Genomic DNA, 14552 nt, shown 5'->3' on the forward strand with positions numbered 1-14552 from the left:
GGGCGGGGCGGGCCGGCGGGGCCCGGTTACAGCTTCTTGCCGGGGTTGAGGATGCCTTGGGGGTCGAACGCGGACTTGATCGACCGCTGGAGCTCCCGGACGGTCGGGCCCAGCTCGGCGTCCAGCGCGGCGAGCTTCTCGACGCCGATCCCGTGCTCGCCGGTGACCGTCCCGCCGAGGTCGACGGCCAGCGCGAGGATCCGCAGGTGCGCCCGCTCGGCCGCATGCCGCTGCGCCGGGGCGGCCGGGTCGAAGGCGATGACCGGGTGCAGGTTCCCGTCGCCGACGTGGCCGCCCGTGCCGATCGGCAGGCCGAGCTCGGCGGACAGGTCCGCCAGCCGGGCGAGCAGCTCGGCGAGCCGGGACCGCGGCACCGCGATGTCCTCGTTGATGCTCGCGCCGCGCAGGGCACGCATCGCCGGGTTGAACGCCCGCCGGGCGGCGAGCAGCGCGTCGAGCCGGGCCGGGTCGCCTGCGAGGTCCACGGTCAGCGCGGCGTGCTCGCGCGCGGTCCGCGCGTACGCGGCGGCGTCGTCGGCCCCGCCGGCCCGGTCGTCCGAGAGTGCGAGCAGCAGCGCCTGCGCGCCGACCGGCAGACCGTTGTCCGGCACGTGCGCGACGATCGCGGCGAGCACGACGGCGTCCAGGATCTCGAGCGTGCTGGGGCGGTGCGGGCCGGCCATGATCGCGTTCGCCGCCGCGAGCGCGTCGCCGATGGTGGCGAAGGTCGCGCACATGCCGCGGGTCTCGCCCGGCGCGGGCAGCAGCGCGAGGGTCGCCTCGGTGACGATCGCGAGGGTGCCCTCGGAGCCGACGACGAGCCCGGTGAGGTCGAGCCCGGCGACGTGCTTGACCGTGGGCGGTCCGGTGCGCACGACCCGCCCGTCGGCGAGGACCACCTCGAGGGACCGCACGAAGTCCCGCGTCACGCCGTACTTCACGCACCGCATCCCGCCGGCGTTGGTCGCGATGTTCCCGCCGATGGTCGACCACGACGACGACGCCGGATCGGGCGGGTAGAACAGCCCGACCGCCGCGACGGCCGCCGCGAGGTCGTCGGTCACCACCCCCGGCTGCACGACGGCGACCTGGTCCACCGGGTCGATCCGCACGATCGCGTCCATCGCCGTGAGCGCCAGCAGGATCGCGCCGTCGACGGCGTTCGCCCCGCCGGCCAGCCCGCTGAGCGCACCCTGCGGCACGACCGGGATCCGGTGCGTCGACGCGATCCGCGCGACCGCCGAGACCTGCGCCGTCGTGGCGGGCAGCACCAGGACCAGCGGGGTGCCCGACGACGTGCCGGACGCGTCACCCCGGCGCGCGGCGAGGCTCGCGGCGTCGGTGCGGACCGCCGCGTCACCCAGTGCGGCGCGCAGCTCGGTGAGAACCGCGGCCGCGCGGACCGGATCGGCGAGCACGGCTTGCCCGGTACCCACGTCGCCCCCGCTCACGGCAGCGTGACGTGCGCGGGGGTGAGCTCGGCGATCGACCGGACCCCGAGCAGCTGGAGGGTGCGCCTGATCTCGGCGGTGAGGATCTCGTTGGCGCGGTCCACGCCGCGCTCGCCGCCGGCCATCAGGCCGTAGAGGTACGCGCGCCCGAGGAGGACCGCGCGGGCCCCCAGGGCGATCCCGGCGACGACGTCGGCCCCGGACATGAAGCCCGAGTCGACATACACCTCGGCGCGGTCGCCGACGGCCTGCACGACGTCCGGCAGCAGGCGGACCGGGACGGGCGCGCGGTCGAGCTGACGGCCGCCGTGGTTGGAGAGCACGACGGCGTCGGCCCCCGCGCCGACGACCCGTTCGGCGTCGGCCACGGTCTGGATGCCCTTGACCACCAGCGGGCCGTCCCAGAACTCGCGCACCCACTCGAGGTCGGACAGCTCGACCGTCGGGTCGAACAGGTGCGCGGCGAGCTCCTCGATCGTGCCGCCCCAGGAGTCGAAGGTCGCGAACCGGATCGGGTCGGTGGTGAGGAAGTTGAGCCACCAGCTCGGGTGCAACGCGCCGTCGAGGACGGTCTTGGCGGTCAGGGCCGGCGGGATGGTGAACCCGTTGCGGTTGTCGCGCAGGCGCGCCCCGCCGACGGGGACGTCGACCGTGAGGACGAGCGTCTCGTAGCCGGCCTCGCGCGCCCGGGTCATGAGGTCCTCGCCCGCCGCGCGGTCCTTCCAGACGTAGAAGCCGAACCAGTTGCGCGCGTCGGGCACCGCGACGGCGAGGTCCTCGATCGACGTCGTACCCATGGTCGACAGCGTGTACGGCACCCCGAAACGACGCGCCGAGCGGGCGACAGCGATCTCGCCCTCGTGCTGCATCATCCGGGTGAAGCCCGTGGGCGCGAAGACGTACGGCAGCTCGGATCGGCGCCCGAGGATCTGGGTCGAGAGGTCGACCGTGCCCACGTCGCGCAGCACCGACGGCTGGAACTCGACGTCGCGCAGCACCCGGCGCGCGCGCTTGATGCTGACCTCGGCCTCGGCCGCGCCGTCGACGTAGTCGAAGATCGAGCGCGGGGTGCGCCGTCGCGCGGCCGTGCGCAGGTCACCGATCGTGTGCGCGTTGGCCAGGCGGCGCGTGGTGGGATCGGGCTCGAACGGTTTCAGCTTCAGCAGGGGCTTGAGCTGGTGCCAGGTCTGAAGCTGTCGAGCCATGATCCGTCGTCTCCCGGGTTCGCCCCGCGTCCGCCCCGATTGGCCAGGCGGCGCGGTGGGGCGGAGGCGATCGCGGGCCGACCGTACGCCCGTGGACGCCCCTCGACGTCGGGCGTCCCGCGTGCTGACCCGGTCGCCGGTGGCGAGGAGGCGGCTACCCGGCCGCGAGCAGGGCGGCAAGGACCGCGGTCAGGCCGAACCCGACGAGGCCGAGCGCTCGCCGCGCCCCGGTGCCGGAGCCTGCACCGGTCCGCGTCCACCGGCCCAGCAGCCCCCCGGTCCCCGCCAGCGCGAGCTGCCACCCGAGCGAGGCGACCGCGACGCCGACGACGAAGGCGGCGCCGTCGATCGCCGTCGGCCACCGAGAGGTGAACCCGGCCGCGAGCGCGACGAAGGCGAGTGCGGTGAGCGGGTTCACCGCGGTCAGCGCGACGAACCGGGCGAAGGTGGCACCGAGGCGCAGGCCGGCCGCCCCGTCCGGGCCGACCGGCGCCAGGCCGGGCTCGGAGCGCAGCGTCCGCACGATCCCGCCGACGGCGACCGCGCCGAGCACCACCGCGGCAACCAGACGGACCGCCGCCTCGTGCCCACCGAGGACGGTCGCGACCCACCCTCCACCGACCACCGCGCACACCGCGTACAGGGCGTCGACCACGGCGACCCCGACCGCGCCCGCGGCCGCCGGACGCGCACCGCGGGTCATCCCCTCGTGCAGCAGCAGCACCCCGATCGCCCCCAGCGGCAGCGCGACGGCGTACCCCGCCGCCAGTCCGGTGAGCAACGCGGCGATCGGCATCTCGTCAGGATCGCTCGCAGCGCGATCGGCGACGTCCATCTGCCGCGTAAAGCGCTGCCATGATCGCTGGATGGACGCCATCGACCGCGAGATCCTCCGAGAACTGACGGCAGACGCGCGGTTGTCGTTCCGCACGCTCGGCTCCCGGGTCGGGCTGTCCGCGAACGCCGCCGCGGCGCGGGTGCGGCGGCTGCAGAAGGAGGGCCGGATCCGCGGGTTCACGATCCTCACGGGACCGGACCCGGTCCGCACCGGTGCGCCCGGCACCCTCGCCCAGTCGGGTCTCGAGGTGTTCATCGACCTGCGGCTGCGACCCGAGGTGACCTACGAGCACTTCGCGGCGTCCCGCGCCTCGGGGGCGTTCCCCGAGATCCTCGACGCCGTCCACCTCACCGGCGGCTTCGACTACCTGGTGCACGCCGTCGTGCCCGACGCGGCCGCCCTCGACCGGCTGGTGCGCCGCCTCAAGAGCGAGGCCGGGGTGGCCCAGTCGCTCACGCGCCTGGCGATGCGCACCCCTCCCCCGGCGCCGTAGCGGCCGGGCAGCGCCGTCACAGCCGGGCAGAGAAAGGACCCCCCGCACACCCGCCAGAGCTCGCCTGCCCTTGCTGCCTTCCGGCCCTGGGGGAGTTCAGCAAGATGACGCCGTACGAGGGGTCGGCACAACCCTAACGCAGCCGAGTCGGACGATTGCAGCCGTCGGCGCGGACAACCCGTCGGGTGGCACCTGTGGATTCCAAAGCGGGCTCACAGGTTGCGGCCAGCACGGGCTCAGGGACCGCCGCAAGCATTGCTCCCATGGTCCCCACGCGAACCCTCAACCGCCCGGTCGTCGCCGCCGCCGAGCGCCCCCGGATCACCCGCCCGCGGGCGCCGGTGCGCCGGCGCTGGTGGACGGAAGCAGTCGGCGTCGTCGTGTGGGCGACCACCCTCGTCGTCGTCGCGCTCTGGGTCTCCAACGGCGGCGTGCAGGGCCTGACCGACGGCTTCGGCTCCTCGATGACCTCCCTGGGCCGGCTGCTCGGGCTGATCAGCTCGAACCTGCTCCTGCTCCAGGTGCTCGCGATGGCGCGCATCCCGTTCGCCGAACGCGCGCTGGGCCAGGACAAGATCACCCGCTGGCACCGCCTGCTGGGATTCACCTCGGTGAACCTCATGCTCGCGCACATCGTCCTGATCACCATCGGGTACGCCTCGCTCGCGCAGACCGGGGTCTGGGCCCAGCTCTGGTCGCTCGTCACGACCGCGCCGGGGATGCTGCTCGCCACCGCCGGCACCGCGATGTTCCTCCTGATCGCGGTCACCTCCGTGCGCGCGGCCCGGCGCCGGCTGAAGTACGAGTCCTGGCACCTGCTGCACCTGTACGCCTACCTCGGCGCCGGGCTGGCACTGCCGCACCAGCTGTGGACGGGTGCGGACTTCCTGTCCTCCCCGGTGGCGACCGCGTACTGGTGGGGCCTGTACGGCCTCGCGCTGGCTGCGGTGCTGGTGTTCCGGGTCGCGGTCCCGCTGCGCCTGTCGCTGTCCCAGCAGCTCACCGTCAGCCAGGTGACCACCGAGGCCCCCGGCATCGTGTCGGTGTACGTCACCGGTCCCCGCCTGGCGCGGCTGGCTGTCTCCGCCGGCCAGTTCTTCGTGTGGCGGTTCCGTACCGGGCCCGGGTGGACCCGCGGCCACCCGTTGTCGATGTCGGCGGCGCCGAACTCGGGCTCGCTGCGGATCACGCTGTCGGTCCGGGGGGACGACGGCGAGCGGCTCGCGACCATGAAGCCCGGCACCCGAGTGCTTCTCGAGGGCCCCTACGGCCGGCTCACCCCGGACGTGGCGACCCGCCGCGGGCTCGTCGGCATCGGCAGCGGCCTGGGCGTGACCCCGCTGATCGCCCTCCTGCAGGACGCCGTCGACTCGGGCCGGACCACCGAGCGGCCCGCGACGCTCATCCGCCGCGCGTCCAGCCTCGAGGCAGCCCCGCTCCAGGCCGACGTCGACCGCCTCGTCGCCGCCGGCGTGCGGGTCCTCGACCTGATCGGGCCGCGCAGCCGGGCGGGGACGTCGTGGCTGCCGCAGCATCTCGGCCACGTGCCTGGACCGAAGGCGCTGCTGCTGCTCGCGCCCGACCTGGCCGATTGCGACGTGTACCTGTGCGGCACCGGGCCCTGGATGGACGCCGTGACGGCCGACCTGCACGCCGCCGGGGTTCCCGACGACGCGCTCCACATCGAACGATTTGATTGGTAGGGACGACGCCATGCGCCGCATATTGATCGCCATCGGCACCACCCTGACCGGGCTCGTGCTGCTGTTCTCCTTCCCGACGAGCCTCAACCGGATCGCCGCGGCGAACGCCGTCGGGGCTGCCGCGACCGGTTCGGCGGCGACCACCACGAGCACCTCGACGGCGGACGCCGATGCTGCCGCGGCGGCTGCCCAGGCCGCCGCCGACGCGGCTGCGGCGGCCGCGGCGACCTCGGCGTCCGGCACATACGACGGCGCGGTGGCCTCGACCCGCTTCGGGGAGGTCCAGGTCCGGATCACCGTCGTCGATGGCGTCATGACCGCGTCCGAGGCGATCGCGTACCCGGGCGGGGACCGCAAGAACGTGCAGATCAGCTCGTTCAGCATCCCGATCCTCAACCAGGAGGCCGTGGCGGCCGGCTCGGCGAACATCGCGATGGTCTCGGGCGCGACCTACACCAGCGGCGGCTACATCGACTCGCTGCAGAGCGCCCTCGACCAGGCCGGGCTGTGACCGCCGTGACGGAGCGCGCCGGTGCAGCGGTCGTCGACAGGCCCGGGGTCGCGACCGACGAGACGGCCCCGGACCGGCGGCGCGCGTGGGTCGAGCAGATCATGGGCATGCCGATCAGCGTGCACGTGCGCGGTGCGGGCGCCTGGCGACCGGCCGCCGCCGAGGCCGCCGCGAAGCTGTTCGCCGACCTGCGCGAGGTCGACCGGATCTTCAGCACCTACAAGCCGGACTCCGAGATCAGTCGACTCGGCCGCGGCGAGCTCACCCTCGACGCGTGCGACCCGGCCGTGCGCGAGGTGCACCGCCTGTGCGAGGTGGCACGTACCCGCACCGACGGGTACGTCGACGCCTGGGCCGTGCCCGGTCGTCCCGGCCTTTTCGACCCGACCGTGCTCGTCAAGAGCTGGGCCGTGGCCCGCGCCGCCCGGCACTTCGAGGCGGTGCCCGCGCTCGCGCTGGCCGTCGGCGCCGGCGGGGACATCCTCGTGCGCCCCGGCGACGAGCCGGACCCGTGGCTCATCGGCATCCAGGACCCGCACGACCGAACCGCCACCCTCGCCACGGTCCCCGTGCACGACGGCGGCATCGCCACCTCGGGCCTGGCTGCGCGGGGTTCGCACATCTTCGACCCGCACACCGGCGCCGCGGTGACCGAGGTGGTCTCCGCGACCGTCATCGGACCGTCGTTGATGTGGGCCGACGTGTGGGCCACGGCCGCCGTCGCGCGCGGCGCCGGTGCGGTCGACTGGGTCGAGACGCTGCACGGCACGAGCGGGCTGCTCGTTCTCGCCGACGGAGCCGTCCACCGCTGGCAGAACGAGCCGTAGCCGCCCACGGACGGGCCGCGCCGTCACCCGGCAAGACGGTGCGCGTCCGGACCCCACCGCACCTCGCCTCGCATGCCGGCGCGGAAGGATCGAGGACTTTGTGCTCCTCAGTCGCGGCGACCGGTCCGCCTAGCGTGGTGGGTGAGGTTCGAACGGGGAGGTCCTGATGACACTCACTGCAACCAAACGGCAACCGCTCGCCGTCCGACGTACCGGATACCTCGTGTCGGTGCTGGTGAACGCGGTCCTGCTGTACGCGGCCAACGTGTGGCCCGGCTGGGACGCGGTGCCGTTCCTCACGAGCGACATGACGCTGGTCATCGGGCTGGTCAACGCGTCGATCATCGTGAACCTCGTCGCGAACCTCGTGTACCTGGTCCGAGATCCCCGCTGGCTGCGCGCCCTCGGCGATCTGCTCACGGTCTCCGTCGGGCTGGCGGCGATGGCGGCGATGTGGCAGGTGTTCCCGTTCGACTTCAGCGGTAGCTCGTTCGACTGGACCCTCGTCGCACGAATCCTGCTCGGGGTAGGGATCGGCGGCAGCATCATCGGCATCGTCGTCGCGATCGTCGCCTTCGTGCGGGCCGTGGCGACCCGCTCCGGCTGACCCGTCCGCCGTGCGGCCCGACTGCGCGCGGACCCGCCTACTGGTCGCGGACGCCGTCGATGGCCTCACGCAACAGGTCGGCATGGCCGATGTGCTGGGCGTACTCCTCGATCATGTGCAGCAGGATCCAGCGCAACGAGACCACCTCGCCGTGCCGGGTCACGGCGGTGTCGGTGAGCTCGTGGCGCGCGGCGACCTCCCGAGCGGCGGCCACCTCGGTGAGATAGGCGGTCAACGCGCCCGCCGCCTGGGAGGGGTCGACGTCGAACTGCACGTCGCGGTCCGCGCGGTCGGTGTAGTAGATCGGCGCGATCTCCTGCCCGTCGAGCGAGTGCCGAAACCAGCCTCGCTCGACGTCGGCCAGGTGGCGCAACAGCCCGAGCAGGGACAGCGTCGACGGCGGGCAGGCCCGGCGGGCGAGCTGCTCGCCGTCGAGGCCCGAGCACTTGACCAGCAGGGTCGCCCGGTGGAAGTCGAGGAACGCGGCCAACAAGGTGCGCTCGTCCGCGATCCCGGGCGGGTCCACCCGGGACGGTGCGGGCCACGGCGGTTCGCGATCATCCAGGGCGGTCAGGTTCTCCATGCGAGCCACAGTAGGGCGCGAGGTCACCCGGGGCGGACACAGAGAACCCTGCCGCGTCGGCAGCAAACCCCATTGCCGGTCCGGCAAACTGGAACGGTGACCGAAGACACGAATGTCGTGCTGGACGCCGTCGGGCCTCGCCTGCGCGCACTCCGCCCGCAGCGCCAGCTGACCCTCGCCGGCCTGTCCGCGACCACCGGCATCTCGGTCAGCACGCTGTCCCGGCTGGAGTCCGGACTCCGACGGCCCACCCTGGAGCTCCTCCTGCCGCTCGCCCGCGCCCACCGGGTGCCGCTGGACGAGCTCGTCGGCGCCCCCGCGACCGGCGACCCTCGGGTGCATCTGCGGCCGAGGAGCCTGCGCGGCTCGACGGTCGTCCCGCTGAGCGACCAGCCCGGCCCGCTGCAGGCCTTCAAGATCATCCTGCCGCCCGCCCCGTCGACCCAGGTCCCCCAGCAGCAGACCCACGAGGGGCACGAGTGGCTGTACGTCCCAGCGGACGCCTGCGGCTGGTCCTCGGTGAGCGCGACCTCGTCGTGGTGCGGGGAGAGGCCGCCGAGTTCGACACGCGGGTGCCCCACTGGCTCGGCAACGCGGGGCCGGAGCCGGCGGAGTACCTGGCCCTGTTCGGCCGGCAGGGCGAGCGCGCCCACCTGCGCACGGGTCGCCCCGGGCGGTAGCCGAGGCGTGACCGGCTCAGGCCGCGACGAGCACCCGGTCGGCGCTCGGCCGGGTCCGGACCCCCCGGATCAGCAGGTAGCCGAGCATCGAGACCTCGCTGAGGGTCACCAGCACCACGATGACCGGGTTGAGCGCACCCGCGAGCCCGGGTGCGAGGAACTGCAGCGCGGAGTCGGTCACGTAGGCGACGGCTCCGGCCATCAGCAGGACACCGAGCGGGCGCGGGAACAGGCCGGAGCGGTAGGCCAGGATCCCCAGCGGGAACAGCCACAGGCCGAAGAAGATCTGAGCGATGAGGTACCCGTAGTGCTGCAGGTCGAGCAGCAGGAGCACCGTGGCATCGGTCCCCTCCGGACCGAAGGCTCCGGCGTAGGCCGGTTCCGTCGCGACGAGCAGGGCCCCCAGCTGGTGGACCAGGTTGAGGCAGATGATCGCCACCGCGATCATGACGAGAGCGACCATGGCACGGGCCAGGTCCTTGTTCACGTGCTGCAGCAGCCGGTACAGCGTCAGCACGACGAGCAGGAAGAACGTCGCCTGCACGAGGTCGGCCACGAAGCTCAACCGCACCAACGTGGCGTTCGCGACGACGTTCGCCGCAGTGACGGCGGCGTCGTCAGGCACGAACACCTGGCCGCGCACGAGGTGCGCGAACGCGCCGAGGACGGCGACGACGAGGTAGTAGGCGCCCGCAGTCCGGGCGAGCCGTTGGGGTGAGCTCATGACGGTCTCCTTCATTTTGGGTGTGACGAGTCCAGGCCGGGAGGTAGGTCCTCCCGCGCCGGTCGGTGCGGTGTCGGGACTGGCGGTGCGGTGTCGGGACTGGCGGGGCTAGTGGGCGGTGTCGGGGCGCGCCACCGCGTCCGGGAACTGGAAGACGTCGTCGAGCGGGACGGCGAAGACCCGGGCGATCTGGAACGCCATCTCGAGGGACGGCGAGTAGCGACCCTGCTCGATCGCGATCACGGTCTGCCGGGTGACCCCGACCCGCTCCGCCAGCTCGGCCTGGGTCATCTCGCCCGCCGCGAACCGCAGGGCGCGGATCCGGTTCGTGACCCTCGTCGGCTTGACCATCACAGGCCGCGTCGGTACGCGCGGATCTTGATGACCGCCGACGTCAGGGCCGACAGCACGAACGCCAGGTACATGCCTTGGGCGATCCAGAAGTGCGGCGCCTGCGCCAGCGTCAGGGCGAACGGCACCACCATGCCGGCGCCGAGGACGATGCCCGCCACGTACTCGCCGTACCGGTTGATGCTGGTGTCGCGCTCGTCCGTCCGGTCACGGTCCTCGGGTGAGGCGATCGTGGCCACGATGCTCAGGACGATGTTGAGCACGATCGCCGCGCCGATCGCCCAGAGCAGAGGGCGGACATAGGCGATCTGGTCGACGTCGGCCACCGACCCGACCTGGCCGAGCACGGTCGCGAAGTAGACGACCGGGAGCCCGACGGCGATCGCGGCGTAGATCCACGCGCGCTTCTCTTCGTACGACATGCCCGGACCCCTCAATGTAAAGAACTGTTGACATCACCGAATGTAGGGCAGACCAGACATCGTGTCAATGATCTTTTACACGGCTACCGGGGTTCGGCCACCAGTTCGCGCGAGCTGACCTCCGACAGCCCGGCGAGCGCGGCCGTCGCGCCGTCGTGCAGGAACCCGCAGGCGTCGACCGGCCACCGCGGCCGGACCGCCCGGCCCTGCGCGTCGACCAGGTAGATCTGCGGCTGGAACTCGACCATCGGCGGGCACGCGAGGTCGGTCGGGACCGGGTCGGACGTGCGCGACAGCGCCGCCAGCAGCGGGCCAAGGTCGCCGGTGAGCACCACCTCGACCACGGTGACCGGCGGCACGGGGGTCGCCGTGGTGCTCGCCGTCGGTCCGACGAGGACCATCTCCGGCGCCCGACACTCGACGACCTGGACGGGTTCGAACCCGCGCGGCACGGCTCCGGCGGCCGGTGCCGGGCGCTCGGACCCCGCCCCGGTGGACGCCGTGACCGGCAGGGCAGCCAGCACCTCGTCCGCGAGGCAGTCCGCGCCGCCGACGGCGATCTCGGCCGGGCCGGGGGATGCGGGCCGGCCCGCCCGCGGTTCCGCACAGGCGCCGACGACGAAGATCAGGACCGCGGCAACGACTGCCGCAACCGCATCTCGCCCGGCCATCTCACCCTCCCCACGCCCGGCGTCCCGGCTCCCGGCTCCTGGCTCCTGGCTCGGTGCCGCGGCCCGCTCCGGCCGGGCGTCCACCTATCTACTGTCGCCGCCCCCCGGCGGGCTTGCACAGGGCTCGGACGGCGGTCGGCGCGCGGCTCGGATCACCCGTGACCTGGCGGCGCCAGCGGGCCGCGGCCGAAGCCGGCAGGGCGGTGTGCAAACACCCACGCCGAGCCTGTACCCTCAACCGGCCAGGAGGATTCGCCTAGTGGCCTATGGCGCACGCTTGGAAAGCGTGTTGGGTGAAAGCCCTCGGGGGTTCGAATCCCCCATCCTCCGCGTTGATAGGGGCCCGTGACCTGCTGCGATGCAGGTGACGGGCCCTTCGTCATGTCCGGGTGCGGGGGTCGATCGACGGGCGCCCTCCCCTGGAGCGCTCGATCGGGTCGCTGCCGCACGCGGCGGCTGCGGCCCCGCGCAGCGTGGTCGGCGAGCCGCCCCGGCGTAGCGTCATCCGGTTCTCGGCCCACTCCGCCGCCACCTCGAGCTCGCCGTCAGTCGCCATCGTCCGTTCCTCGGTCCAGCTTGTGCACGTCCGCGTCGATATCGCGACACGTCGGCGATAGCCTGGCAGGGCAGCACGTCGACGCCGGAACCCCTGCGCCGACCGCGTCGGCCGTCGGGCCGAACTGGTCGTACGGACTGCACCTGAACGGACAGAGGGTGCCGCGATGAAGCGGTTCATGAGGGTCCTGCTCGTCATCCTGCTCGCTGCCACGGGGGTGACCCTCGCCTCGCCGGCCGAGGCAGCCCCGTACTGCGGCCTCCGCTGGGGTTCGCTCCAGCAGTACTCCGCCGCCACGTCGATCGGCTCGATCACCGGTGTGCGTGCCGGGCAGCACACCTGCTACGACCGGCTCGTGATCGACGTCGCTGGCAAGATCGACGGCTATGAGGTCCAGTACTACCCGAAGCGGACGACCTCGAAGACCGAGTTCGCGCACCTGCAGATCAACGTGGACGCCGCCATGATCGACCCCGCGGGCAACTCCACGTTCGGCACCGACAACAACTTCGTGCTGACCGGCTTCTCCAAGTACCGCACGTTCCGGGCAGTGAGCGGCGGCGGGCTCCTGAAGAACAGCATCATCAGCCTCGATGTGCGCGCGCGTCTGCCGTTCCGGGTGTTCACGCTCGATGGTCCCGGGAGCGGGTCGCGCCTCGTCGTGGATGTCGCCCACCGCTGGTGAGCGCGCTGACCGTGGTCGATGCAGGTGACGGGCCCTTCGTCATGCCCGGGTCACCTCGTCGTCAGCGGCCGATGAGCCGCATCGTCCGCTCGCCGCTGACGTCGGCGACCTCGAGCAGCACCCGGTCACCGACGAGCACGGGCCCCCCGAGCATGTCTGCCGTCCGCACGACCGCGCGACGCTCACCGCTCACGGCATCGAGGACCTCGACGACGACTGTGCGGGGGTCTTCCGGGGCGAACCACTCGTGGAGAAGCAGCGGTCGCTGGTAGCGGGTCATCACGACCACCCCGCCGGCCGCCTGCACCGACCTGATGTTGGCGCCCGGGACACCGACCTCCCATCGGGCCGTCCCGTCGACCGGGTCGCGCCCAACCAGCCCGTCGCTGCGCACCTGGACGTCGAGCCCGGCGCCGAGGACCTCCACGGGCTCGCGGTCTTCGAACCCGAACGGGTAGATGTCCCGTTCGTAGGAGGCACCCTCGTTGCGTACCGTGCCGTCCCCCAGGTCGACGACGAGGGTGCCCCGACCCTCGATGGGCTCGCCCCAGTACGCGTCCCCCACCCGGGACCCGCCCCACGAGAAGTCGTACTCCGGCTCGTCCCACAGCGCGCACGGGTACTCGCTCGTCCACTGCGAGCCGGCCGTCCGCACCAGTTCCACGGAGCAGGTGCCGCCCGTGCGGAACACCAGCGCCGCGTCGCCCACGAGCACGGGGCTGACGTCCGGGCCACGAAGGACTTGCACGGTCTGCCCGGTGTCCGCGTCGTGGACATCAATCTCGCCGCGCTCGCCTCGCACCGTGAACAGGGACGTCTCGAGCGAATGCACGATGGATACGGAAGTGCTGGGCCTGCCGCTCCTCACGGGCCATCCCGGCGCCCACGCCCCCTCAACCTCCCAGAGGCCCGCACCGTCCGCGAGGTCGACCCCGGCCCAGGTGCAGCTCGCCACAGCGCCCTCCGCCTTCACGCAGGATCGCTGGACGACGACGTCGGCAGACACCGCGACGAGCGTGTCCTCCCCGGCCACCAACGGCCGGGACCATCCCCGCTCACCCTCCGCGTCGCCGGCGATCGCGACGAGCTCACCGTCAGCCCTCACGAGCAACCGACCGTCCGTGAGCGGCCAGACCCCGCTCAGGTCGGGGACGTCGGTCTGCCAGGCCGTCGCGCCGGAATCGCCAACGGCCAGGACGGAGTCCCTGTGCGTCAGCAGCGTGACGTCTCCAACGGAGGTGAGGTACTCCGAGTACGACTCGACCGAGCCGGAGACAGCGACGCCGACCGGCCGATACGCGAGGCGCACACCCAGCCACGGTCCACCGAGCCCGAGCACCACCACCACCGCGGACGCACCAACGGCCCAGTTCCGTCGGCCACGCAGCACGACCAGGACCCCCACCACGGTCAGCGCCAGGCCGGAAACGTACAGCGCGGTCACAGCGATCCGCCACGCCACCACCACGACGACGAGCGCCAGCACGAGCACCCACGACCGCCGGACGACCGACCGGGCCGATCTACCTCTAGCGGGTGCGGCCGCCGTCGGCCCCACGCTCGTGGCGGTGTCCATCAGTAGCTCCCTCGACCGGGCGAATCACCCCGGACGGTGTCCGTCGTGGGCGCAGTACTTCAGCCTGCACGCCGGTTCGGCGCTGGGAGGTTCAGCCCTCCGCGCCCGCCGGCATGCCACAGCGCGAATCCTCTCAGGTCGAAGGTGTCGCACCCTCCAGGGTGGTGAATTGTCGGGGATGCTCAGCCGCGCCGTCTCCCGGCACCGACCGGCGTTCCCGCGGGAACATTTCACGGCAAAATCCCGCTATGTGGGCTCAAAAGCGCGTGAAACCGTCTCGGTGTTTGAGATGGGGACGTTCCCGCGGGAACGCCCATCCGGATGTCGACTGGCAGGCCATGGCACCACCGCGTTCGTTGCATAGGTGGCATCAAGTGGTGTTTGGCGGCCCGCTTCTTTGCGAGTCGCGATGTCTACGGCAGGCCGACTCGGTCAGCCCAGGCGGTGTCGGCGCAGCCGTGTCCCGAGACTGCCCCCACAATTGCCCGACCGCCCTGCCGCGTGACTACGACGGATTTCTTGAACAGGCGATTGGGATTCGAAGATGATGAAAATCAACTCCGATGAAGTCGGGCTAGTAGCCCAGTTTGATGGCTCTTCACAGATGAGGGTGTAGCCGGGGTGGGCGCGTCGGTCGCTGGGTAGAGGTCGAGGCCTTCCGATGATGGA

General features: G+C 72.4%; 16 protein-coding genes, 1 tRNA gene, 1 other RNA gene and 1 pseudogene. 8 read left to right on the top strand and 11 right to left on the bottom strand.

Features of this window, described 5'->3' with window-relative positions; all coding sequences use genetic code 11:
• Nucleotides 1-26: 26 nt before the first annotated feature.
• From EUA98_RS12770 to EUA98_RS12780, 3 genes are all read right to left on the bottom strand, one after another.
• On the bottom strand, nucleotides 27-1451 hold the full coding sequence (locus EUA98_RS12770) for an FAD-binding oxidoreductase (protein ID WP_242511470.1): 1425 nt from the start codon (nucleotides 1449-1451) through the stop codon (nucleotides 27-29).
• The gene (locus tag EUA98_RS12775) at nucleotides 1448-2656 is read right to left on the bottom strand and encodes an alpha-hydroxy acid oxidase (RefSeq protein ID WP_165372825.1); all 1209 of its coding nucleotides are present in this window, start codon (nucleotides 2654-2656) and stop codon (nucleotides 1448-1450) included. The genes EUA98_RS12770 and EUA98_RS12775 overlap by 4 nt, the downstream gene beginning before the upstream one ends.
• A 154-nt stretch (nucleotides 2657-2810) precedes the next feature.
• The gene (locus tag EUA98_RS12780) at nucleotides 2811-3533 is read right to left on the bottom strand and encodes a LysE family transporter (protein ID WP_130103077.1); all 723 of its coding nucleotides are present in this window, start codon (nucleotides 3531-3533) and stop codon (nucleotides 2811-2813) included.
• Here EUA98_RS12780 and EUA98_RS12785 point away from each other — a divergent pair.
• Nucleotides 3523-3987 (top strand): Lrp/AsnC family transcriptional regulator, encoded by a 465-nt coding sequence (locus tag EUA98_RS12785; RefSeq protein WP_130103078.1) that lies wholly within the window; start codon nucleotides 3523-3525, stop codon nucleotides 3985-3987. The genes EUA98_RS12780 and EUA98_RS12785 overlap by 11 nt on opposite strands.
• Before the next feature lie 30 nt (nucleotides 3988-4017).
• On the opposite strand, the gene ffs is transcribed toward EUA98_RS12785, so the two are convergent.
• An RNA gene (ffs, locus tag EUA98_RS12790) (signal recognition particle sRNA small type) lies at nucleotides 4018-4114 on the bottom strand.
• Between the two features lie 136 nt (nucleotides 4115-4250).
• Here ffs and EUA98_RS12795 point away from each other — a divergent pair.
• From EUA98_RS12795 to EUA98_RS12810, 4 genes are all read left to right on the top strand, one after another.
• Nucleotides 4251-5690: a ferredoxin reductase family protein gene (locus EUA98_RS12795; protein ID WP_130103079.1), complete on the top strand. Its 1440-nt coding sequence runs from the start codon at nucleotides 4251-4253 to the stop codon at nucleotides 5688-5690.
• Between the two features lie 10 nt (nucleotides 5691-5700).
• The gene (locus tag EUA98_RS12800; RefSeq protein ID WP_130103080.1) at nucleotides 5701-6201 is read left to right on the top strand and encodes an FMN-binding protein; all 501 of its coding nucleotides are present in this window, start codon (nucleotides 5701-5703) and stop codon (nucleotides 6199-6201) included.
• Nucleotides 6198-7028, top strand: coding sequence for an FAD:protein FMN transferase (locus EUA98_RS12805; protein WP_242511471.1), 831 nt, complete (start codon nucleotides 6198-6200; stop codon nucleotides 7026-7028). Before EUA98_RS12800 ends, EUA98_RS12805 begins: the two co-directional genes overlap by 4 nt.
• 166 nt (nucleotides 7029-7194) lie before the next feature.
• The gene (locus EUA98_RS12810) at nucleotides 7195-7635 is read left to right on the top strand and encodes a hypothetical protein (protein ID WP_130103081.1); all 441 of its coding nucleotides are present in this window, start codon (nucleotides 7195-7197) and stop codon (nucleotides 7633-7635) included.
• 37 nt (nucleotides 7636-7672) lie between these two features.
• Here EUA98_RS12810 and EUA98_RS12815 read toward each other — a convergent pair whose 3' ends face one another.
• Entirely contained in the window at nucleotides 7673-8218 is a 546-nt protein-coding gene (locus EUA98_RS12815) for a mycothiol transferase (RefSeq protein WP_130103082.1), read from the bottom strand.
• A gap of 96 nt (nucleotides 8219-8314) precedes the next feature.
• Between EUA98_RS12815 and EUA98_RS12820 the strand changes: the two are divergent.
• Nucleotides 8315-8898: pseudogene (locus EUA98_RS12820) on the top strand (helix-turn-helix domain-containing protein).
• 16 nt (nucleotides 8899-8914) lie between these two features.
• On the opposite strand, the gene EUA98_RS12825 reads toward EUA98_RS12820, so the two are convergent.
• The 4 genes from EUA98_RS12825 to EUA98_RS12840 form a co-directional block, all read right to left on the bottom strand.
• Entirely contained in the window at nucleotides 8915-9622 is a 708-nt protein-coding gene (locus tag EUA98_RS12825) for a DUF4386 domain-containing protein (RefSeq protein WP_130103083.1), read from the bottom strand.
• Nucleotides 9623-9730: 108 nt separating this feature from the next.
• The gene (locus EUA98_RS12830) at nucleotides 9731-9973 is read right to left on the bottom strand and encodes a helix-turn-helix transcriptional regulator (protein WP_130103084.1); all 243 of its coding nucleotides are present in this window, start codon (nucleotides 9971-9973) and stop codon (nucleotides 9731-9733) included.
• Entirely contained in the window at nucleotides 9973-10395 is a 423-nt protein-coding gene (locus tag EUA98_RS12835; protein ID WP_130103085.1) for a hypothetical protein, read from the bottom strand. Before EUA98_RS12835 ends, EUA98_RS12830 begins: the two co-directional genes overlap by 1 nt.
• Before the next feature lie 83 nt (nucleotides 10396-10478).
• A complete protein-coding gene (locus tag EUA98_RS12840; RefSeq protein WP_130103086.1) occupies nucleotides 10479-11150 on the bottom strand; it encodes a hypothetical protein in 672 nt (223 codons plus the stop codon).
• A 161-nt stretch (nucleotides 11151-11311) separates the two neighbouring features.
• Here EUA98_RS12840 and EUA98_RS12845 point away from each other — a divergent pair.
• A tRNA-Ser gene (locus EUA98_RS12845) sits at nucleotides 11312-11396 on the top strand.
• A gap of 49 nt (nucleotides 11397-11445) precedes the next feature.
• Here the strand turns inward: EUA98_RS12845 and EUA98_RS19780 are convergent.
• Complete coding sequence (locus tag EUA98_RS19780) at nucleotides 11446-11622, bottom strand: hypothetical protein (protein ID WP_165372826.1); 177 nt, start codon at nucleotides 11620-11622, stop codon at nucleotides 11446-11448.
• Between the two features lie 166 nt (nucleotides 11623-11788).
• Here EUA98_RS19780 and EUA98_RS12850 point away from each other — a divergent pair, with 166 nt between their 5' ends.
• Entirely contained in the window at nucleotides 11789-12307 is a 519-nt protein-coding gene (locus tag EUA98_RS12850; RefSeq protein ID WP_130103087.1) for an AMIN-like domain-containing (lipo)protein, read from the top strand.
• A 61-nt stretch (nucleotides 12308-12368) separates the two neighbouring features.
• Here the strand turns inward: EUA98_RS12850 and EUA98_RS12855 are convergent, their stop codons facing one another.
• Nucleotides 12369-13883, bottom strand: a complete 1515-nt coding sequence (locus EUA98_RS12855) for a hypothetical protein (RefSeq protein ID WP_130103088.1) — start codon at nucleotides 13881-13883, stop codon at nucleotides 12369-12371.
• Nucleotides 13884-14552 lie beyond the last annotated feature (669 nt).

Origin of the sequence: Pengzhenrongella frigida (genome assembly GCF_004168625.1) — a bacterium.
Classification (GTDB): Bacteria; Actinomycetota; Actinomycetes; order Actinomycetales; family Cellulomonadaceae; genus Pengzhenrongella; species Pengzhenrongella frigida.